The sequence below is a fragment of the Pseudomonas guariconensis genome (assembly GCF_015680235.1).
GTDB classification, from domain to species: domain Bacteria; phylum Pseudomonadota; class Gammaproteobacteria; order Pseudomonadales; family Pseudomonadaceae; genus Aquipseudomonas; species Aquipseudomonas guariconensis_A.
Window position 1 is genome coordinate 76,050 of the sequence record NZ_JADLJL010000016.1, and the last position, 20,138, is coordinate 96,187.

The following is a 20,138-nucleotide window of genomic DNA, read 5'->3' on the forward strand; positions in this document are numbered from 1 at the left end:
TTTTGCTCAGTATTTTTCTTTCAGATTAGATTGGCCGGTTTCTTGCTGCGCCCTTTGGCTATAGACGGTGGCGGCAGCGAAATAGGCAAAGTGGTATCACCTTGCTACTCACGGTAGCGATGCCTTGCTTCCCCCCGATGGCATCTCAGAGCGGGAACCCCACCATGCATACGCTGGATCATGATGCTCCCGACAAGACGTCACCCACTTCGAGCGGGCTGGCCGCGCCGCTGCGTGAGTTCAACCTGCTGCGCTGGTTCTCGGTGATCAGCCTGTTGGTGATCACGGCGGTAGCCGGTGGGCTGGGTTACTTCTCCACCCGCTTCGTGGTACGCGACAGCGTCGAGCGTGACGCCATGCTCACCGCCCAGTTCATCCAGGCCATGGCCCAGGCCGAGGTCCGTCATTCGCAATTGCCGCCAGGCACCACCATGGGCGAGCTGCTCGACCCGCGGCTGGACGAGCAGCACTTGCAGATCGCGCCGGCGCTGGTCAAGTCGACTCGAGTGGAATTCCTCGACCATGTCGAGCACCTGCCCGACACGTTGCTGGCCAATGTCTATGCCCACGATCGCACCATCGTCTGGTCGACCAACCCGCAGTTGCTAGGCAAGCGCATCGCCGAGGACGATGACCTGGACCGCGCCTTCCATTCGCGCAAGGCGGTGTCGGCCAGTTACCACAAGGCCGATGAGGACCGCGAGGAGCAGAAATTCGAACGTGAGCCGCAGTACCTGTTCATCGAGAACTACATCCCATTGTTCGACAGCCAGGGCGAGCAGGTGTTGTCGATGGTGGAGATCTACAAGGAGCCCCAGGACCTGGTGCGGCGCATCCAGCGCGGCTACGTGCTGATCTGGGTGTCGACCTTGCTGGGTGGGGCGCTGGTCTATTTTGGCCTGTTCTGGATCGTGCGCCGCGCCGCCGGCATGCTCCACCACCAGCAGGACCGCCTGGTGGCCAGCGAGACGTATGTCGCGCTCGGCGAGATGTCTTCGGCAGTGGCCCATAGCCTGCGCAACCCATTGGCCAATATCCGCTCCAGTGCCGAGCTGGCCCAGGAAATCGCCAGCGAGCCGGCGCGCAAGAACATCGCCGACATCATCAGCCAGGTCGACCGCATGTCGCGCTGGGTGCGTGATCTGTTGGTGTCGTTGCGCCCGACCAGTGACGAGGCAGAGGCGGTGGACCTGGTGGCGGCGATCGAGGACACCCGGCTGGCCTTTCTGCAACAGATCGAACGCAACGGCGTGCAGTTCAGCTTCGAAGGGCCAACCCAGCTTTGGGTGGCCAGCCAGTCGCTGCAGTTGACCCAGATCCTCAACAGCCTGTTCGCCAATGCCCTGGAGGCCATGCCCAAGGGCGGCCTGCTGTGCGCGGAGGTCAGCAACCTGGAGGGGCAGCAGGTGAAGCTGGTGCTCAGCGATACCGGCAAGGGCATGAGCCAGCAACAGGAGCGGATGGTGTTCAAGCCGTTCTTCACCACCAAGCAGGGTGGCCTCGGTGTGGGCCTGGCCCTGGTCAAGCGCATCATGGAACGCTTCGGCGGCTCGGTCAGCCTTCGCAGCCGCGAAGAGGAAGGAACCCGCGTCAGCCTTGTCTTCAATATCGCAGCGGGAGGGGACCATGGGGCCCAGCATTCTGGTGGTCGAGGATGACGAAATCCTCGCTGACAACATACGCACGTACTTAGGCCTGAAGGGCTTCGAGGTCACGGTTTGCCATAGCGCCGAGCAGGCGCTCGAGCAGGTCAGGCAGGGCCAGCCCGATGCGGTGCTGACCGACAACTCGTTGCCGGGCATGAGCGGCCACGACCTGCTGCGCAACCTGGTGGCCCAGGCGCCGGACCTGAAGGTGATCATGATGACCGGCTACGGCAATGTGGAAGACGCTGTGCTGGCGATGAAGGAGGGCGCCTTTCACTACCTGACCAAGCCGGTGGTGCTGGCCGAACTCAAGCTGATGCTGGACAAGGCGCTGGCCGCAGAACGGATGGAGCGCACCCTGTCGTTCTACCAGGAGCGCGAGGCGCAGAAATCCGGGTTACAGGCGTTGATCGGCGAGTCGCCGGTGATGCAGAGCCTCAAGCACACCCTGCGCCAGTTGCTCGATGCCGAGCGGCGCATGACCAGCGACGACCTGCCGCCGGTACTGATCGAGGGCGAGACGGGCACCGGCAAGGAACTGGTGGCCCGGGCGCTGCATTTCGATGGCGCGCGCAGCAAGGGCCCGTTCATTGAATTCAATTGTGCTTCGATCCCTGCCAACCTGCTGGAGGCCGAACTGTTCGGCCATGAAAAAGGCGCGTTCACCGACGCCAAGGAGCGTCGGGTGGGGCTGGTCGAGGCGGCCGACGGGGGCACCTTGTTCCTCGATGAGATCGGTGAAATGGACCTGGTGCTCCAGGCCAAGCTGCTCAAGCTCCTCGAAGACCGCAGCATTCGTCGCATCGGTGCGGTGAAGGAGCGCAAGGTCGACCTGCGGGTGATCAGTGCTACCAACTGCAACCTTGAGCAGATGGTGCAACAAGGCAAATTCCGTCGTGACCTGTTCTTCCGCTTGCGTATCATTGCCCTAAAAGTGCCGCGGCTGTATGCCCGTGGGCAGGATATCCTGCTGCTGGCCCGGCACTTCCTGGCCCATCACGGCCGCCGTTATGGCAAGCCCAACCTGCGCTTCAGTGCCGAGGCCGAGGCCTTGATGCTCGGCTACAGCTGGCCGGGCAACGTACGCGAGCTGCGCAACATGCTCGAGCAGACCGTGCTGCTGGCGCCCAGCGAAGTGATCGCGGCCCACCAGCTGAACTTGTGCATGACGTTGGTCGACGAACCCATGGCCCAGCCCATGCCTGCGGCATTCGAACCGCCACGCCAGGAGCCGGAGCCTGGCACCAGCCTGCCGGACATGGAGCGCGACCTGGTGTGCAGGACCCTGGATCGGACCGATTGGAATGTCACCAAGTCGGCGCGGTTGCTGGGGTTGTCGCGGGACATGCTGCGTTATCGGATCGAGAAGCTGGGCCTGACCCGGCCTGACAAGCGTCAGTGGTGAGGTTTGGCACACGCTCAAGGGGCCGCAAAAGATTACCCAGCGCTGAACCCCTGTGGGAGACCACCCAGCCCTTGCGCCCGGCCCAATCGCGGGACAAGCCCGCTCAAGAAGCCCGCCATTGGCAAGGTTTGGGTGATCCTGTAAGAGCGGTCTTGTGCCGCGATGGGCTGCACAGCAGCCCCAAAGAGATATCTCAAATAGCTTAACCGGCTCCCACAAGCGGGCACTGTTCGCTTCAAGGCTGGCCGCTATCGCCGCCGCGCGTCCCGCTGCCATCGCCATGCCCGCGCATCCCTTCCGATCCGCCACCGTCCATCCCCGGCAGGTCGCGGTTGTCGTTCTGTTCGGCGGGCGGGCTGTCCGGGTCATTGCCCTGGATGCGCGGGTCGGTATCCCGTGGCATGGGTTTTTCGATCGGGTTGAGCGTGCTGTCGACGCCGGGCTGCGGCGCGGGCGAGTGCGGGTCGTCCGGGTGGGTCGGCCCGGTGCCCGCCGCCACGGCCAGGGGAGAGGCCAGCAGAACGGCGAGCAGGCAGGTGCGGTGCAGTTTCATGGGTGGCTCCTTGCAAATGACCTGTACCGGATTGGGCTACGGGCCCGCAGCAAGGTGCCACCACCACGATGAACGGTCAGACCACCATCGACAGCAGCATGATGAAAATGATGCCTACCACCGAAAGAATGGTTTCCATCATGCTCCAGGTCTTGAACGTCTCGGCCACGGTCATGTTGAAGTACTGCTTGACCAGCCAGAAACCAGCGTCGTTGACGTGGGACAGGATCAGCGATCCCGCGCCGGTGGCGAGCACCAGCAGCTCACGGTTCACACCGGGAACCAGGTCCACCACCGGAGCGACGATGCCCGCGCCGGTAATGGTTGCCACGGTGGCCGAACCCGTGGCGATACGGATTACCGCCGCCACCAGCCAGGCCAGCAGGATCGGCGAGATTTCGGCCTGTACCGCCATCTGCCCGATCACGTTGCCGACACCCGTGTCCACCAGCATCTGCTTGAAACCCCCGCCAGCACCGACGATCAGCACGATGGCGGCGGTGGGCGCCAGGCTCTGGTCGAGCATCTTCATGATCTGCTGGCGCGAGAAGCCGCGAGCAGAGCCGAAGGTGTAGAACGCCAGCAGCAGGGCGGCGAGCAGGGCGGTGATCGGGTGGCCGATCAGGTCCATCCACTGGCGCACGATATGTTCGGCCGGCAGCACCACGTCGGCGAAGGTCTTGAGCAGCATCAGCGCCACTGGCAGCAACACAGTGAGCAGGGTGATGCCGAAGCTTGGCAGGTTTTGCTGGTTGGTCTCGCGGGCGATCTGGTCCATCAGTTCCTGAGACGGGTTGCCCGGGATGTAGCGGGAGATGAAGTTACCGAACAGCGGGCCGGCGATCACGGCGGTCGGCAGCGCCACCAGCAGACCGTAGAAGATGGTCTTGCCGATGTCGGCATGGAAGATGCCAATCGCCAACAGCGGGCCCGGGTGCGGCGGTACCAGCCCATGGACCACGGAAAGGCCGGCCAGCAGCGGGATGCCGATCTTCACCAGAGAGACCCCGGAGCGGCGGGCGACGATGAACACCAGCGGGATGAGCAGCACGAAGCCGATCTCGAAGAACAGCGGAATGCCCACCAGGAAGGCGGCGAACATCATGGCCCAGTGCACCTTCTGCTTGCCGAAGGCGCGGATCAGGGTCTGGGCGATCTGGTCGGCGCCGCCGGAGTCGGCCATCAGCTTGCCAAGCATGGTGCCCAGCGCCAGCACGATGCCGACGAAGCCGAGCACGCCGCCGAAGCCGTCCTGGAACGACTTCATGACCTTGGCCACCGGCATGCCGGAGGTCAGGCCGAGAAAGCCTGCGGCGAGGGTCAGGGCGACGAAGGGGTGGACCTTGAAATGAGTGATCAGCAGGATGAGCCCGACGATGGTCACCAGAGCGTCGAGTAGCAGGAAGGTATCAGTAGCCAATCCGAACATAATTTATATGCCTCGATCTTATCGTTGTTTTGGCGAAACGTTCGACACGTTCAGGTGTCGGGACAGCGCTGTCTTTGGTGAGCCGGAAAAACCGCTGGCGTCAGGCGGTTCGCGCCAGCCTCCGGTCACCGCAGGGCTTTAGCCAGGTATCTACGGCGTGAGCCAGGGTCTCGATGGGCAGGGTGGCGTCCAGCGTCAGGGTCAGCGGTTCGCCATGGGGCGGCTCGAGGGCGGCGAACTGGCTGTCGATCAGGCTGGCCGGCATGAAATGACCGGGGCGGGCGAGCACGCGCTTCTCGGCTTCGGCCGGGGTCAGTTCCAGGAACACGAAGCCAAGGCCTGGCACGGCTTGACGCAGGGTTTCGCGGTAGCGGCGCTTGAGCGCAGAGCAGGTGAGGATGGGGCGTTCGCCGGCCTGGAGCGTGGCTTGCAGTTCCTGGCCAAGGCGGACGAGCCAACCGGCACGGTCATCGTCATCCAGAGGAATGCCGGCGCTCATCTTGCGAATGTTCTCGGCAGGGTGAAAGGCATCGCCTTCGATCAGGCGACCACCGCTGGTGCTGGCAATGGCCGACCCGATGCAGCTCTTGCCGCAGCCAGCCACACCCATCACCACTATTGCAGACAGGGGAAAGTTCATCAGTACCTCCTGCGGGGTGAGATAGCGCTGTCTCGCTGATGGCGAAACGCAGTTGCAAGCGCCACCCTCCCGGGTGTTATTGGTCTTGTCTTCACGCAGTATGGACGCTGGGCACATAGCCGCTAAAGTTTTACGTTGCCTGTGTCCTGAGACAGCGCTACCTTAGTGGCCGTTCCCTTTTCTGGCAAGTAGTAAAATTACAACCCCCATGTCCCGCACAGGCTCGCGTACCACCGGTCGCCCCACCCTGGCAGAAGTCGCCAGGCTCTCCGGCGTTTCCCCCATCACCGCTTCGCGCGCCTTGCGCGGCGTCAGCACCGTGGCCCCGGAGCTGGTCGAGAAGGTCATGGTCGCCGCTGCCAGCCTTGGCTACGTGGCCAACCCGGCCGCCCGGGCGCTGGCGTCGGCGCGCAGCCAATCGGTGGTGGTGCTGATCCCGTCCCTGTCCAACCAGTTGTTCATCGATACCCTCGAAGCGATCCACGAGGTGATGCGCCCGCGCGGGCTGGAAGTGCTGATCGGCAACTATCACTACGACATCGCCGAGGAAGAAAACCTCATCCGCAATTACCTGGCCTATCAGCCCTGCGGCATGTTGCTCACGGGCTTTGAGCGCAGCGACGCGGCGCGACAGATGCTGGCGGCCAGCGGCGTGCCATGCGTGCACATGATGGAGCTGGGCGGCGAGGCAGGTCAGCTGTCGGTGGGGTTCTCCCAGCAGCAGGCCGGGCGTGCAGCGGCACACCACCTGATCGAGCGAGGCCGGCGGCGTCTGGCGTTCATCGCAGCCCAGCTCGACCCGCGTGTGATGCAGCGTGCCGAAGGTTTTCGCCAGGCCTTGGCTGAAGCCGGCCTGCACGCGCCGGAGCTGGAGCTGCTGGCACCGCAGCCTTCGTCCATCGGCCTTGGCAGCGAGCTGTTCAGCCGCCTGCTTGCGCAGTCACCCGATGTCGATGGCGTTTTCTTCTGTAACGACGACCTGGCTCAGGGGGCGGTACTGCAGGCGTTGCGCCAAGGGATTCAGGTACCGCACCAGGTGGCGATGGTCGGCTTCAACGACCTGCCGGCCTCGGCGCACATGGTGCCGCGCCTGACCTCCATCCGCACGCCGCGGGCAGCTGTCGGCCGCGGTGCGGCCCAGGCGTTGCTGGCCCTGCTCGACGGCAAGCGCGTGGCGACCGAACAGCAGGACCTAGGGTTCGAACTGATGGTTCGCGAAAGCTCCTGAGGCCCGGCAAGCCGAGGGGTCAAGCCGGCCCATCGAGCCTGGCGAGACTTTCTCGCAGTTCCCCCAGCAGGGTCTCTAGGCTGGCCTCGAGGCGGCGCAACGCGGCCCCGGTTGGCTGGCCGTGGGCGACGGCGTGCTCGACCGCTTCGCAATCGCCTACCACACCACGCACCTTGAGCATCTTGGCACCGCCTTTGATACGGTGGGCCAGGGCGTGGGTCGCTTTGTCCCCAGGCGGGTCGCCCAGGGCCCGCAGCGCGGCGAGGTCTTCGCTGGCGCTATGGGCAAGCTGGTCCAGCAGGCGGCGAATGAGCGTCTCGTCGTCCTGGGTCAGGTGACGCAGTTCATTGAGATTGAAGCCGGTGGCCGGGGCGTCGACCGGGCTGGGCGCGGCAGGTGCTGCTGGCTCGACGCTCGCCAGCGGCTGCGGCCTCGCCTGGGGCAGGTGGGCCTTGAGCGCCTGCAAGCCGATAGGCTTGAACAGGCAATCATCCATCCCGCTGGCCAGGCATCGAGCCTTCTCCTCGGCCTGGGCATTGGCCGTGATGCCAATAATCCGACAAGGCGGTAGGTTGCGCTCGCGTTCCAGGGCACGGATCCGTCGGGTCAGCTCGTGGCCATCCATCACCGGCATACTGCAGTCGGTCAACACCACGTCGAAACTACCGGCCTCCCACAGCGCCAAGGCTGCCGCACCCTGTTCGGCCTGGATGACCCGATGCCCCAGGGTGGCCAATTGTTTGTCCAGCAGCAGGAGGTTGGCCGGATAGTCATCGACCACCAGCACATTCAACGGCTTGCTCGCCTGTGATAGGGCGGCTTCGGGGCGTTCGTGCCGAGGCAGTGGCGTGGCAGGCGGCAAGGCAAGTTCCACTTCGATCCGGGTGCCCATGCCTTCCACGCTGTGCAGCTGTAACTGGCCACCCATGAGCTCGGCCAGGGTGCGGCTGATCACCAGCCCCAGGCCTGCGCCCTGGCGGGCCTGAGGCCCGTTTACCTGGGCAAAGGTATTGAATAGCCTCGCCTGGTCCTCAGGGCTTATGCCGATTCCCGTGTCCTGCACGGCCAATGCAACGCGAACCGTTGCGCTGGACGCATCAGGAGTAAGCCTCAGGCTGACCTTCACGCTGCCGTGGTCGGTGAACTTGATGGCATTGCTGATCAGGTTGGAAAGAATCTGCTTCAGGCGCACCGGGTCGGCTTGCAGCCAGGCCGGCGCCTGTGGCAGTTCGGCGTCCAGGAGCAGGCCTTTGATGCGAGCATTGCCTTCGAACACCCGCAGGGTCGAGCGGACCAGCTCCACCAGGTCCGTGGGCGCCGGTTGCAGGGTCAGGTGGCCGGATTCGATGCGCGAAATGTCGAGGATATCGCCGATCAGCTCAAGCAGGCCCACCGCCGAGCCGTGTGCGGTTTGTAGCGCCTGTGTGTCGCTGCGGCCGTGTCGGCTGTCTTCCAGCGCCAGCTCGAGCAGGCCTATCACGGCGTTCATGGGGGTGCGGATTTCGTGACTCATGATCGCCAGGAAGGTGCTCTTAGCCTGGCTGGCCTGTTCGGCGTCGTCTTTGGCTTGGCGCAGTTGTTCCAGCAAGCTCCGGCTCAGGGCCAGCTGGGCCTGCAGGGCGCGTTCGGCTTCGGTGCGCTGGTGTATGAGCTTGCGCAGGTAGGTGTTCCAGAACACCACGCCGGCCAGCAGCAGGACCGCCAGCGCGACGATTTGCAATACCAGGGTGCGGTAGTTGCGCCACGGGCTGTCGCTGACCACGGTGGTGGTGCGCCAGCGGTTGACCACCTGGTCCAGTTCCTCGGGCGGTATGCTCAAAAGCGTCTTGTTCAGGATCGATTGCAACAGTGACTGGTTGGGCGCCACCGCGAAGGCCGCAACCGCCGGTTCGTCACTCTGTAGGCCGGCGATGCGCAGGGCGTTCTTGAACACATGGGTAATGTAATAGCTGGCGTTGATGTGCGAGCTGAGCGCGACATCCGCATTGCCATTGGCTACTGCTTCCATCAGCTCGAGGTGGGTATTCACCTCCACCAGACGTGCGCCGGGATACTTCTGCCGCAGCGCCTCCCGCTGAGGGGAGCCGCGCAGCAGTGCGACCCGTCGCCCGTCCAGCGCGGTGGGGCCGCCGGCCCAGTATGCATCGCTGCGGGTAACCAGGACCCTCGGGCTCACCAGGTAAGGGCGGGTATAGCGCAGGCGCGCCGCCCGTTCGGGGCCATAGCCCAGGGCGCCGATCATCTCGGCGTTGCCCTCGGCCACCTCGTCGACCATTTCCTGGATCGAGTCGCGTTCGACGATTTCGAAGCGTAGGCCGGTCAACAGGCGGATCTGCTTGAGCAGGTCGATCGTGATACCGCTGGGGTTATGTGCAGCGTCATTGAAGGTCAGGGGGGCGAGCGAACTATTTACCAGTACGCGGATTTTCGGGGTTCGCTTGATCCACTCCTGCTCTTCGTCGGTCAGGGCGCCGGTGTGGTTTTTCAGTAGCAGGCTGGTGTTTCCGGTGCTCCAGCGGCGCAGTATGTCCAGCCGTTCACTGTCGCTGATCCGGGAGAGGGCGCTATCGACCAGGCGCTGCAGGCGTGGGTTGTCGCGAGCCAGGGCAAAGGCGAATACATCCGTTGCCAGCGGGCTGAAATGGTCGATCTTCACCAGTCCCTGCAAGCTCTTGCCAACCAGGTAGTCCGTGCTGATGGCATCGCCCAGGTAGGCATCCGCCTCGCCCAGTGCCACGGCCGAGAGCCCTGCCAGGGTCGAGCGATACAGGCGTAGCTGCGCCTGGGGGTATTGCTCGCGGACCTTGGCTTGCGGCAGGTAGTGATCAACCATCGCCAGGCGCAAGCCGGCCAGGTCCTTGGCGTGCAGGGCGAGCATCCGATCTTGCCGGCTGACGATCACCGGCAGGTCTTCGGCATAAGGTTGGCTGAGCACCATTTGCGCATCGGCGGCCTCGAACGCATTCGAGCTGCCCAGCAGGTCGATGCTGCCTGCACGGAGCGCGTCGATGGCCGCCTGGCGATCAGGGAAGCGCCGGACTTCGATCTCCACGCCCAATTGCTTGGCGATCAGGCCGGCATAGTCGGCGCTGATCCCTTCGTAATCGGTGAGGCTGGTGTTGATTTCGAACGGGGGGTAGTCCGGCTTCGAACTACCGAGCACCAGGGTCTTGCGCCGCTCCAGCCATTGCCGGTCGACCGGGTCCATCGGCAAGGGCGGCGCGACGCTCAATGACCGCGCCAGCAGGTGGCGAGCCTCGCTATCCGTGCTCGCTGCTGGCGAAGTGTTGGCTATCAGGCACAAGCCCAGCCAAAGAGCCCCTAGCACGCTTTTCATGCAGAGCGTGTTCAAGCGACCTGGTTGCGCTTGGCCAGATCAACCATCTCGACCAGCGATTCGGTCTTGAGCTTGTCCATGATGCGACCCCGGTAGGTGCTGATGGTCTTGGCGCTGAGGTTCATGGACTCGCCGATGTACTTGTTGTTCTCCCCGCGGCTGAGGCGACGCAGCACTTCCATCTCACGGTTCGAAAGGCTCCCCAGGCGCTCGCATTCGCTCTCCAGCGAACTGCTGTTGACCGACATCTGTGGAAAGGTCGAGTAGCCCTTGACCAGCGCCTTCAACGCGAACACCAGGGCGTCCAGGTCTTCATCCTTGTTGACGAACGCGGCGATCCCGGCATCAAGACAGCGACGTACATAAAGGTCGGCAGGTTGACCGGTGAGTACCATGATCTTCGGCGGAGACTCAAGCAATTGCAGTCGCTTGATCACTTCCATGCCGTCAAGGCCAGGTAGGCCGATGTCGAGTATCGCCACGTCGGGGCGGAGCAAGCGGGCCTGCTGCACGGCATCGATACCGTCTCCTGATTCACCGATGACGCGAAAACGTTCACGTTCGAGCAACATGCGTACTGCGAGTCGAACGGTTGGATGGTCGTCAACCATCAGAACGGTTGTCATTGGATAACTCCTGTAGGAATGTGGTCCGTTTCCTGAAATCCCGCAGGAATACCCTCTGGGACCTGCGCGGCAGCGCGCAAGATACGTTTATTCGGGGGGTATAGTAATGGGAGGCGTAGGGTCGTTGAATAAACTAAGAGGATTTGTTGAAAAGTCCTACAAGCGGTATGGCAATGATACAGGCTGGACAGTCAGGGTCAATTCGCGTCCCTATTCACCGGTTCGGGGCAACGGGAATGGGACTTTATGACGCGTTGGCGTGAGGCTGGGTTGTTCAGCAGGGCGGTTCCGACACGTGTTGGCCGAGGCACCAGCTGGCCGCCGCAATTCGGGCAACGTCCTTGGAAATGCTGCTCGTCGCATGCCCGGCAGAAGGTGCATTCGAACGAGCAGATCCGTGCGTCGGGGCTGTCGCCTGGCAGGTCGCTGTCGCAGCATTCGCAATTGGGGCGCAGTTCGAGCATCTGTGTAACCTCATGTCGTTTTTTGTAGGAATGATCTTGGACTTTAGCCCAGCGGGCGATAGAGGTGAGCATGCCCGGCCCGGTACAAAGCCGACTCGGCGAAGGGGGTGTCGCCCAGTACATGACCCACCAGGATCAGGGCCGTGCGCCGGAAACCTTTGGCTGCCGTGAGCGCGACGATATCCTGCAAGGTGCCACGCACCCAGTCCTGGTCCGGCCAGGTGGCGCGGTGTACCACGGCAATCGGGCAATCCGGGCCGTAGTGGGGTAGCAGCTCGGCAACGATGCGTTCAAGGTGCTTGACGCCCAGGTGGATCGCCAGCGTACTGCGGTGCCGGGCGAGGTCAGCCAATTGCTCGCCTGCGGGCATGGGCGAGCTGTCCCCGTAGCGGGTGAGAATCACTGTCTGCGCCAGCTCCGGTAAGGTCAGCTCGCAGCCGAGCAGGGCTGCGCTAGCCGCAGCGGCCGTGACGCCCGGAATGACCTGGTAATCGATGCCCAGCTCGCGCAGGTGGCGGATCTGCTCGCCGATAGCCCCGTACAAGCTCGGGTCGCCACTGTGCACGCGAGCTACGTCCTGGCCTTTTTCATGCGCGTTGCGCATGGCTGCGACGATCTGGTCGAGGTTCAACTCGGCGCTGTTGATCACCGTATGAGCACTATGGCCTTGCAGGACGGCCGCAGGCACCAGGGAGCCGGCATAGATGATCACAGGGCATTGGCGGATCAGGCGCTGGCCCTTGATCGTGATCAATTCCGGATCGCCGGGGCCGGCACCGATGAAAAAGACCGTCATGGGAAATCCTTGCAGAAAGGCAATTGAGAATAGTGATTATCGGCTGCACGCCAAGGCAACGGTAGCGCGGTCGCTCGTCTGGCGTGGCACCAGCAGCCTAGGCGGCCCTTGTCTCTGTGCGGCCAGCGCCAATGCTGCGCTTTCGGCGACCCCCCAGCAGCCACTGTGGTTGAACGCGGCGCGCGAGCGGTGGCTGAGCAACGGTTCGAAGGCGTGCAATTGCGCAGACGGAAACAGCGTCAGGGTGACCCCGAGGCGACTGGCCAGTTCCTGCAACCCAGCTTCGCCGGCCTTCAGGTCGATGCTGGCGATCCCTTGCAGTTGGGCCAGTTGCAGGCCATGGGCAGACAGTGTGTCGCGCAGGAGCTGTTCGAGGAGGTCAGCCGGGCAGCCTTTGCGGCACCCAAAGCCGGCGTAGAACGCCGGCAACAGGGTAGCGCGCGTCATCAGGCCTGGCTGGCGCGACGATAGAGCCAGGCGCTGAGCAGGCCGAGGGCGAGCCAGAAGGCCGCATTGGTCAACCAGGAGGCAAGCTTGAACTGGGCTTCCAGGGCTTCGGGGGCCAAGCTCTCGTGAACGGTTGTTTGAGGGGCTCCTACCAGATGGGGAACGGTCAGCAAGGCCACGCCGAGCACCTTGAACAGCCAATGCCGGGCAAACACCGCCAGCGCCAGGCCCGCGGCCGTGGCAGCCGCCGTACCGGCCCACCAGGCCTGGCGTTGGCCTAGGTCGGCCGCGACAGTGCCGGGCAGTTCCGGGGGTAGCCCGAGGGTCGGCGCCAAGCAGAACACCGCAAAGCCGGCCAGGCCCCACAGTGCCCCGGTGGCTACCCGCCCTGGCTCGCGCAGGCTATACAGCGCTGCAAGTATCAAGGCGAAACCGACGGCCACCACCAGATTGCCGCCGGTGGTGGACAGCACGCGTTGCCAGCCGTCTTCCGGGGCCCAGGCTTCGGCATCGTGGGTATGTGCGACCGTGCCATCCCCATGGGCGTGGTGCTCGGCGTTCGGGGCGCTGCTTTCAAAGGTTTCCGCCTGGAGAATCAGCGGCGTGACCCAAAGACTCTGCAACAGGGTAAGCAACAGGGCGGCGAGCAGCCCGCTGAAGCCGGCGGTACGGGCAATGCGCTTGATCATGCAGGCGTACTCAGTGGCAGGGGAAGGCGGCGCTGTGGCGGGTATCGTGGGCGGCGTTGTGCACGGCCTCGATGTGCGAGAAGCCAGCGAAGTACACCAGGCACAAGCCCAGCAGGCTGGCTCCGATGGCGAGGATCACGCGCTGGCTGAGGCTGACAGGCGTGGCGATGCTGTGTTTGGCACTGGTGACGGACATGACGCGTTCCTCTGCTTTTTATGGGCGGCGGGTACAGGCGTCACGCCTGGGCAAGGCTTGCCCAGGGCATACGACAGCACCCGCCCACCGCGGGGTGTTCATTCGACGTCAGGCCGGTCTCCGGGCTGGCGAGGAGGAGGCAGGCTCCCTGGATCGCGTCACCTTCCCATGCCATACGACGCGGCACAGTGGTCAAGACGCGCACTCGCTTACCGTTGCGGGGGCAGCACCGGCCTTGCCCGGCCCCTTGGGGCCTGCGACGCACCGGTTTCCCGTTTCACCCCCGAAGGGGCACCTGAACGCAAGGTGCAAGCAAAGCATGCGGCCGATTTCCCGTCAATTGGCGGGTGAGGCGTGAGCGGGCATGGAGGGAGACGGTCCTGATGTCGGTGGCACATGAATACTGCGCTGATGGTTGACCGCCTACCCACCACTGCGTAGCCTTGCCGCTTCGAGGTTCTGCGGCGTTGGCCGCAGCTAAGACGGGAACGCGGTCCAAGCCGCGGCTGCCCCCGCAACTGTAGGCACTGAACAGGATCGACACAGCCACTGCGTCCAGGCGCGGGAAGGCGTCGTTACACCGGCCCCGGCCGGTACGGTGCAAGCCAGGAGACCTGCCTCGCGACGTTTTCGACTTTCAACCGGGCGGGGTGATCCGGTGGCGAACGAGCCCGGCCAGCAGGCCCGCGGCTTTCGTCCTGCATGCCCGCGCCATCTGCCTAGGGCATCGCGACATGAAAACATTGGCCAAGCTCCCCGTCACCATCGTCACCGGCTTCCTCGGCTCGGGCAAGACCACCTTGCTCCGGCACATGCTCGACAACGCCCAGGGCCGGCGCATCGCGGTCATCGTCAACGAGTTCGGCGAGCTGGGTATTGATGGCGAAATTCTCAAGCAATGCAGCATCGGTTGCACCGAGGAGGAGGCCAGCGGCCGTGTCTACGAACTGGCCAACGGCTGCCTGTGCTGCACCGTGCAGGAAGAATTCTTCCCGGTTATGCGCGAGCTGGTGGCACGTCGCGCTGACCTGGACCACATCCTCATCGAAACCAGCGGTCTGGCCTTGCCCAAACCACTGGTACAAGCCTTCCAGTGGCCGGAAATCCGCAACGCCTGCACCGTCGACGCGGTGATCACTGTGGTCGACAGCCCGGCGGTGGCCGCCGGTACCTTCGCGGCTTATCCCGACCAGGTGGATGCCCAGCGCAGGCTCGACCCAAACCTGGACCATGAGTCCCCCTTGCACGAGCTTTTCGCCGACCAGCTGGCCAGCGCCGACCTGGTGGTGCTCAACAAAGCCGACCTGATCGATGCCTCAGGCTTGGCCAAGGTCCGCGCCGAGGTGCTCGAGGAACTGCCGCCGGCGGTCAAGGTGATCGAGGCCAGCAGCGGTCGTCTGCCGCTTGAGGTGCTGCTTGGGGTGGGTGCCGAGGCCGAGGCGCACATCGACGGTCGCCGCACCCACCATGACGCCCATCACGACGGCGACGACCACGACGACCACGATCACGATGCCTTCGACTCCATTTCCATCGACCTGCCGGAGGCGGACGAGAGCTTGTTGCTCGATGCACTGACCCAACTGGTGGTGGAATTTGGCATCCTGCGCGCCAAGGGCTTCGCCGCCATCCCTGGCAAGCCCATGCGCTTGCTGATCCAGGGCGTCGGCACCCGCTTCGACAAACACTTCGACCGTGCATGGCGCGCCGATGAACCGCGCATCACCCGCCTGGTACTGATCGGCCAGGAACTGGACGCCGCGCACCTGGAAGCACGCCTGCGCCAGGCCCTGGGCGCCTGACCCATGCACTTGCTGCGGACCCAGCCCGGCGGCTTCGTGCCGGACGACAGCATCGCCGACCTCGGCCAGACGCCTGCCGAGCTGGTAATCCTCTGCAGCGGCGACTCGCACCTGGCGCTGCTCGCCGAAACCGCCGAGCAATTGCCGGAGGATTTCCCTAGCCTGCGCCTGGCCAACCCTATGCAGGTGCAGAACCACGCCTCGGTCGATCTTTATGTAGACCAGGTGCTGCGCCACGCGAAGGTGATCCTGGTATCGCTGCATGGCGGAGTCGGCTATTGGCGCTATGGTGTGGAGCAACTGGTGGCGCTGGCCGCCCGTGGCGTGCAGCTGATCCTGGTGCCCGGGGACGACCGCCCGGACCCTGAACTGACCGGCCTGGGCACGGTGACCGGCGCACAGGCTGAACGCCTGTGGCATTACCTGCGCCAGGGGGGCAAGGCCAATGCCCTGAACCTGTTCAACTGCCTGGCGAGCCTCTGGCTGGAGCGTGATTACGCCTGGGACGAGCCGCACTCCTTGCCCCGCACCAGCGTCTACCACCCCGGCAAGCCCCGCGCGACCCTCCAGGATTGGTATGCCCAGTGGCACCCCGAGCGACCTGTGGCGCCGGTGCTGTTCTATCGCTCGCACCTGCAGGCGGCCAATACCTCGTTCATCGATGTGTTCTGCCAGCGCCTGCAGGCCGCGGGGCTCAACCCGCTGCCAATCGCCGTGGCCAGCCTCAAGGAGGCAGCCTGCCTGGCGCAAGTCGAGGCCTGGCTGGACGAGGCCGGGGCCGAAGTGGTGATCAATACCACCGGCTTTGCCCTGTCCAGCCCGGAGCAGCCCAATCTGCGTCCCCTGCGGCGTGACATCCCGGTGCTCCAGGCGATCTGCGCCCAGGACAATCAGCCGGCCTGGGAGGACAGCGAACAGGGCTTGGGCGCCCGCGACCTGGCCATGCATATCGTCTTGCCGGAGCTGGATGGACGCATCATCACCCGGCCGGTCAGCTTCAAGGATCTGGCCTGGCGCAGCGAACGCAGCCAGTCGGATGTGGTCTGCTACCGCGCCCACCCCGAGCGCATGGACTTCGTCGCCGAACTGGCACGTCGCTGGGTAATGTTGGCGCGCCTGCCCAATGCGCAGAAGCGGGTGGCTCTGGTGCTGGCCAACTACCCGACGCGCGATGGGCGCATCGGCAACGGCGTTGGCCTGGACACCCCCGGTGCCGCGCTGAATATCCTCCAGGCCCTGCAAGGGCAGGGCTACTCGGTAACCGACCTCCCGCAAAGCGGCACCCTCTTGATCCACCAGTTGCTGGGTGGCGTGACCAACGACCTGGACCACCTCGACCAGCGCCCCTGTGCCCAGAGCCTGAGCCTGGCCGACTACCAGCAGGCCTTTGCCTCGCTGCCGCAGGCGAACCAGCAGGCAGTGCTGGAGCGTTGGGGCTCGCCGGAACAGGACCCGATGTTCCGCAGTGGCCGGATGATGATCGCCGGCCTGCGCTATGGCCTGACCTTCGTCGGCATCCAGCCCGCCCGCGGCTACCAAGTTGACCCCAGCGCGGTCTACCACGACCCGGACTTGGTGCCGCCGCATGGCTACCTGGCGTTCCACTTCTGGCTGCGCAACGGCTATGCCGCCGACGCAGTGATCCATGTCGGCAAGCACGGCAACCTTGAATGGCTGCCCGGCAAGGGCGTCGGCTTGTCTGCCGAGTGCTGGCCGGACGCGTTGCTCGGCCCGCTGCCGAACATCTATCCGTTCATCGTCAACGACCCGGGCGAGGGCGCCCAGGCCAAGCGCCGGACCCAGGCGGTGATCATCGACCACCTCATGCCGCCGCTGACCCGCGCCGAAACCTACGGGCCGCTGCGCCACCTGGAGCGTCTGGCCGACGAATACTACGAGGCGCAGTTGCTCGACCCGCGCCGGGCTCGCGAACTGCAGCGAGATATTCTCGAGCTGGTCAAGGCCAACCATATCGACCGTGAACTTCAGCTCGAGGGGCAACTGGACGATGCCGCGCTGTGGTTGCCGCGGTTGGATACCTACCTGTGCGACTTGAAGGAGTCGCAGATCCGCGATGGCCTGCACGTGTTCGGGCTGTCGCCGCGAGGGCGTTTGCGCCGCGACACCCTGCTGGCCCTGCTACGTGTCGAGCGGGGCGACGGCAAAGGCGCGAATGCAAGCCTTGTCCGCGCTCTGGCCAAGGCCATGGCCCTGGGTTTCGACCCGTTGGACTGTGACCTCGGTCAACCGTGGCAAGGCCCGCGGCCGCAACGTTTGCAAGTGCTCGACGATGCGATCTGGCGCACCTATGGCGATACCCGCGAGCGCCTCGAGCTCTTGGCCTTGGCACTGATCGAGCAGGCCTTGGCGGGCCAGTTACAATTACCCGACGAACCCGCCTGGCAACCGGTCGCGACAGTGCTCCAGGCCTTGGTCGACACGCTGGCGCCGACACTGGACGGCTGCGGCGCCGCGGAAATCGACGGCCTGCTGGCCGCGTTGGCCGGGCGCTTCGTTCCAGCAGGCCCGAGCGGCGCGCCCAGCCGCGGGCGCCTGGACGTTCTGCCCACGGGCCGCAACTTCTATACCGTCGACGTACGCAACCTGCCCACCACCACCGCCTGGCGCCTGGGTTTCGCTTCGGCCAACCTGATCCTCGAGCGCCACCTGCAGGATCATGGCGACCACCTGCGCCAGCTCGGCCTGTCGGTATGGGGCACCGCGACCATGCGCACCGGCGGCGACGATATCGCCCAAGCCATGGCCTTGATGGGCGTGCGCCCAGTCTGGGCCACCGGCAGCCAGCGGGTCGACGATTTCGAAATCCTGCCCTTGAGCCTGCTCGATCGTCCGCGCGTGGACGTGACCCTACGCGTATCGGGTTTTTTCCGCGACGCCTTCGGCAACCTGATCCGCCTGTTCGACGCCGCTGTGCAGGCGGTGGCAGCCTTGGACGAGCCTGAAGACCTCAACCCCCTGGCCGCCCGCGTGCGACGCGAACGCGAGGCGTTGCTGGCCGAAGGCGTAGACCTCGAGCAGGCAGCGCGCCAGGCTGGCTGGCGGGTGTTCGGCGCCAAGCCCGGCAGCTACGGTGCCGGCGTGCAAAACGCCATCGATGGTCGGCTCTGGCATACCCGCGACGACCTGGCCGAGGTCTACCTCAATCATGGCGGCTATGCCTATGGCGCCGCCGACGAGGGCACCCCGGCCCGAGCTGAGTTCGCCCGGCGCTTGGGCCACGTGCAGGCGGTGCTGCACAACCAGGACAACCACGAACACGACCTGCTCGATTCCAACGACTACTACCAGTTCCAAGGCGGCATGCTCGCTGCCTCTGAAACCCTGGCCGGCAGAACCCTGGCCAGCTACCACGGCGACCACAGCCAAGCCGACCGCCCGCGCATCCGGACCCTCAAGGAAGAACTGAACCGGGTGATCCGCGCTCGAGCCTTGAACCCCAAGTGGATCGACGGCGCCAAGCGCCACGGCTACAAAGGTGCCTTCGAACTGGCGGCGACGGTCGACAACCTATTCGCCTTCGACGCCACCACACACCTGATCGACGATCACCATTACCAATCCCTGGCCGATGCCTATGTGCTCGACCCGGCGACCCGTGACTTCATGCGCGAGCACAACCCCGAGGCCCTGCGCGACCTCACCGAACGCTTGCTCGAAGCCCAGCAGCGCGGCTTGTGGGCGGCGCCGGGCGACTATCGCCAAGCGCTCGAGGAACAACTGCTCGATGGCGAGGAACAAGCCTGAAATGAACGAACCCCTGCAATTCCCGCTGGCCGCCGTGGTGGGGGCCGACGACCTCAAGCTGGCCCTGTGCCTGACTGCGATCGACCCCAAGATTGGTGGTGTGCTGATCGAAGGCCCTCGGGGCATGGCCAAGAGCACCTTGGCCCGTGGCCTCGCCGACCTGTTGCAGGCGCCTGGGCACACACCGCCGTTCGTGACCCTGCCATTGGGGGCCACCGAGGAACGGCTGGTCGGCACCCTGGACCTGGATGCCGCGCTGGGGCAGGGCAAGGCGCAGTTTTCTCCCGGCGTACTGGCCCAGGCCGATGGCGGTGTGCTTTATGTCGATGAGGTCAACCTGCTACCCGACCCGCTGGTGGATCTGTTGCTGGACGTGGCTGCCAGCGGCACCAACCGCATCGAGCGCGATGGCATCTCGCATCGCCATGACGCCCGCTTCGTGCTGATCGGTACCATGAACCCGGAGGAAGGCGAGCTGCGCCCGCAGTTGCTTGACCGCTTCGGTCTGAATGTGGCCCTCGAAGGGCTGCCGCCACCAGAAGCGCGTCAGCAGATCATTCGCCGCCGCCTCGCCTTCGACAGCGACCCGCAGGCGTTCTGCAGGCAGTGGGCCGACGCCCAGGCACAACTGCGTGAGCGCTGTCAGGCCGCTCGCCAACGCCTGGCTCAGATTCCGCTGGATGACCAGGCCCTGGCCTGGATCACCGAAGGTTGCTTCAGCGCCGGTGTCGATGGCCTGCGCGCCGATCTGGTCTGGCTACGCGCGGCTCGGGCCCACGCCGCCTGGCGAGGGGGAGCGACGATAGAACAGGGCGACGTCCAGGCCGTGGCGGATTTCGCCTTGCGTCATCGGCGTCGCGAATCGCCACCGGCCGATGCCCCGACCAGTGCGCCGCCTCCGGATGGCGGCCATGCAGGTCCTCAGGGCGGCGAGGGCGACTGGGGGGCACTGGCGCCGCAGGCGGTCAGCAATGGTGTGCGGCGCGAGGTGCCGAACTGGGCAAAAAAGCCCTGAGCATCCGCCCGCACGCTGCACAGGAGGCGGATGCCAGGCCACAGGCAGGAACGCTCGCCGGCGCCGCTCGAGGCCGGGCCAGTAGCGGCGGCTCGGCGCG

The 20,138-nt window shown here is 64.9% G+C and carries 16 protein-coding genes and 2 riboswitches; of the genes, 6 read left to right on the forward strand and 10 right to left on the reverse strand.

Annotation, left to right across the window (positions count from 1 at the left end; genetic code table 11):
• The first annotated feature begins 164 nt into the window (after positions 1 to 164).
• Together IRZ56_RS13265 and IRZ56_RS13270 are read left to right on the forward strand one after the other, a co-directional pair.
• Positions 165 to 1,658 carry a sensor histidine kinase gene (locus IRZ56_RS13265; protein WP_196145363.1) on the forward strand — a complete coding sequence of 498 codons (1,494 nt, stop codon included), beginning with the start codon at positions 165 to 167 and terminating at the stop codon, positions 1,656 to 1,658.
• The gene (locus IRZ56_RS13270; RefSeq protein WP_196145364.1) at positions 1,627 to 3,051 is read left to right on the forward strand and encodes a sigma-54-dependent transcriptional regulator; all 1,425 of its coding nucleotides are present in this window, start codon (positions 1,627 to 1,629) and stop codon (positions 3,049 to 3,051) included. The genes IRZ56_RS13265 and IRZ56_RS13270 overlap by 32 nt, the downstream gene beginning before the upstream one ends.
• 235 nt (positions 3,052 to 3,286) lie before the next feature.
• Here the strand turns inward: IRZ56_RS13270 and IRZ56_RS13275 are convergent, their stop codons facing one another.
• The 3 genes from IRZ56_RS13275 to IRZ56_RS13285 form a co-directional block, all read right to left on the reverse strand.
• Positions 3,287 to 3,604, reverse strand: coding sequence for a hypothetical protein (locus IRZ56_RS13275; protein ID WP_416764212.1), 318 nt, complete (start codon positions 3,602 to 3,604; stop codon positions 3,287 to 3,289).
• Positions 3,605 to 3,680: 76 nt separating this feature from the next.
• Positions 3,681 to 5,033: a GntP family permease gene (locus tag IRZ56_RS13280; protein WP_196145365.1), complete on the reverse strand. Its 1,353-nt coding sequence runs from the start codon at positions 5,031 to 5,033 to the stop codon at positions 3,681 to 3,683.
• A 100-nt stretch (positions 5,034 to 5,133) separates the two neighbouring features.
• Complete coding sequence (locus IRZ56_RS13285; RefSeq protein WP_196145366.1) at positions 5,134 to 5,673, reverse strand: gluconokinase; 540 nt, start codon at positions 5,671 to 5,673, stop codon at positions 5,134 to 5,136.
• Between the two features lie 208 nt (positions 5,674 to 5,881).
• Between IRZ56_RS13285 and IRZ56_RS13290 the strand changes: the two genes are divergently transcribed.
• Positions 5,882 to 6,901, forward strand: coding sequence for a LacI family DNA-binding transcriptional regulator (locus tag IRZ56_RS13290; protein ID WP_196145367.1), 1,020 nt, complete (start codon positions 5,882 to 5,884; stop codon positions 6,899 to 6,901).
• A gap of 19 nt (positions 6,902 to 6,920) precedes the next feature.
• Here IRZ56_RS13290 and IRZ56_RS13295 read toward each other — a convergent pair whose 3' ends face one another.
• The 7 genes from IRZ56_RS13295 to IRZ56_RS13325 form a co-directional block, all read right to left on the reverse strand.
• On the reverse strand, positions 6,921 to 10,238 hold the full coding sequence (locus IRZ56_RS13295; protein WP_196145368.1) for a transporter substrate-binding domain-containing protein: 3,318 nt from the start codon (positions 10,236 to 10,238) through the stop codon (positions 6,921 to 6,923).
• 11 nt (positions 10,239 to 10,249) lie between these two features.
• Entirely contained in the window at positions 10,250 to 10,864 is a 615-nt protein-coding gene (locus IRZ56_RS13300; protein ID WP_196145369.1) for a response regulator transcription factor, read from the reverse strand.
• A 197-nt stretch (positions 10,865 to 11,061) separates the two neighbouring features.
• Positions 11,062 to 11,328: a DUF1272 domain-containing protein gene (locus IRZ56_RS13305; RefSeq protein WP_196145370.1), complete on the reverse strand. Its 267-nt coding sequence runs from the start codon at positions 11,326 to 11,328 to the stop codon at positions 11,062 to 11,064.
• A 43-nt stretch (positions 11,329 to 11,371) separates the two neighbouring features.
• Complete coding sequence (gene cobM, locus IRZ56_RS13310; protein ID WP_196145371.1) at positions 11,372 to 12,124, reverse strand: precorrin-4 C(11)-methyltransferase; 753 nt, start codon at positions 12,122 to 12,124, stop codon at positions 11,372 to 11,374.
• 36 nt (positions 12,125 to 12,160) lie between these two features.
• The gene (locus IRZ56_RS13315; RefSeq protein WP_196145388.1) at positions 12,161 to 12,553 is read right to left on the reverse strand and encodes a cobalamin biosynthesis protein; all 393 of its coding nucleotides are present in this window, start codon (positions 12,551 to 12,553) and stop codon (positions 12,161 to 12,163) included.
• Positions 12,554 to 12,570: 17 nt separating this feature from the next.
• Positions 12,571 to 13,260 carry a CbtA family protein gene (locus tag IRZ56_RS13320; RefSeq protein WP_196145372.1) on the reverse strand — a complete coding sequence of 230 codons (690 nt, stop codon included), beginning with the start codon at positions 13,258 to 13,260 and terminating at the stop codon, positions 12,571 to 12,573.
• Positions 13,261 to 13,270: 10 nt separating this feature from the next.
• Positions 13,271 to 13,456, reverse strand: a complete 186-nt coding sequence (locus tag IRZ56_RS13325) for a CbtB domain-containing protein (RefSeq protein WP_196145373.1) — start codon at positions 13,454 to 13,456, stop codon at positions 13,271 to 13,273.
• A 93-nt stretch (positions 13,457 to 13,549) separates the two neighbouring features.
• Positions 13,550 to 13,770, reverse strand: a riboswitch (cobalamin riboswitch).
• A 123-nt stretch (positions 13,771 to 13,893) separates the two neighbouring features.
• Positions 13,894 to 14,093: riboswitch (cobalamin riboswitch) on the forward strand.
• A 97-nt stretch (positions 14,094 to 14,190) separates the two neighbouring features.
• On the opposite strand from IRZ56_RS13325, the gene cobW reads away from it, so the two are divergent.
• From cobW to IRZ56_RS13340, 3 genes are read left to right on the forward strand one after another with little or no spacing between them, the layout of a single operon-like run.
• Positions 14,191 to 15,258, forward strand: coding sequence for a cobalamin biosynthesis protein CobW (gene cobW / locus IRZ56_RS13330; protein WP_196145374.1), 1,068 nt, complete (start codon positions 14,191 to 14,193; stop codon positions 15,256 to 15,258).
• A 3-nt stretch (positions 15,259 to 15,261) separates the two neighbouring features.
• Positions 15,262 to 19,023 carry a cobaltochelatase subunit CobN gene (gene cobN / locus IRZ56_RS13335; protein ID WP_196145375.1) on the forward strand — a complete coding sequence of 1,254 codons (3,762 nt, stop codon included), beginning with the start codon at positions 15,262 to 15,264 and terminating at the stop codon, positions 19,021 to 19,023.
• A gap of 1 nt (position 19,024) precedes the next feature.
• Entirely contained in the window at positions 19,025 to 20,038 is a 1,014-nt protein-coding gene (locus tag IRZ56_RS13340; RefSeq protein ID WP_196145376.1) for an ATP-binding protein, read from the forward strand.
• The last annotated feature ends 100 nt before the right edge of the window (positions 20,039 to 20,138 follow it).

Bases quoted from the DNA above. Each gene is read 5' to 3' on its own strand.
- IRZ56_RS13340 (WP_196145376.1), top strand. From the start codon at position 19,025: ATGAACGAACCCCTGCAATTCCCGCTGGCCGCCGTGGTGGGGGCCGAC.
- cobN (WP_196145375.1), top strand. From the start codon at position 15,262: ATGCACTTGCTGCGGACCCAGCCCGGCGGCTTCGTGCCGGACGACAGC.
- IRZ56_RS13275 (WP_416764212.1), bottom strand. From the start codon at position 3,604: ATGAAACTGCACCGCACCTGCCTGCTCGCCGTTCTGCTGGCCTCTCCC.
- cobM (WP_196145371.1), bottom strand. From the start codon at position 12,124: ATGACGGTCTTTTTCATCGGTGCCGGCCCCGGCGATCCGGAATTGATC.
- IRZ56_RS13325 (WP_196145373.1), bottom strand. From the start codon at position 13,456: ATGTCCGTCACCAGTGCCAAACACAGCATCGCCACGCCTGTCAGCCTC.
- IRZ56_RS13320 (WP_196145372.1), bottom strand. From the start codon at position 13,260: ATGATCAAGCGCATTGCCCGTACCGCCGGCTTCAGCGGGCTGCTCGCC.
- cobW (WP_196145374.1), top strand. From the start codon at position 14,191: ATGAAAACATTGGCCAAGCTCCCCGTCACCATCGTCACCGGCTTCCTC.
- IRZ56_RS13290 (WP_196145367.1), top strand. From the start codon at position 5,882: ATGTCCCGCACAGGCTCGCGTACCACCGGTCGCCCCACCCTGGCAGAA.
- IRZ56_RS13280 (WP_196145365.1), bottom strand. From the start codon at position 5,033: ATGTTCGGATTGGCTACTGATACCTTCCTGCTACTCGACGCTCTGGTG.
- IRZ56_RS13295 (WP_196145368.1), bottom strand. From the start codon at position 10,238: ATGAAAAGCGTGCTAGGGGCTCTTTGGCTGGGCTTGTGCCTGATAGCC.
- IRZ56_RS13270 (WP_196145364.1), top strand. From the start codon at position 1,627: ATGGGGCCCAGCATTCTGGTGGTCGAGGATGACGAAATCCTCGCTGAC.
- IRZ56_RS13285 (WP_196145366.1), bottom strand. From the start codon at position 5,673: ATGAACTTTCCCCTGTCTGCAATAGTGGTGATGGGTGTGGCTGGCTGC.
- IRZ56_RS13265 (WP_196145363.1), top strand. From the start codon at position 165: ATGCATACGCTGGATCATGATGCTCCCGACAAGACGTCACCCACTTCG.
- IRZ56_RS13305 (WP_196145370.1), bottom strand. From the start codon at position 11,328: ATGCTCGAACTGCGCCCCAATTGCGAATGCTGCGACAGCGACCTGCCA.
- IRZ56_RS13300 (WP_196145369.1), bottom strand. From the start codon at position 10,864: ATGACAACCGTTCTGATGGTTGACGACCATCCAACCGTTCGACTCGCA.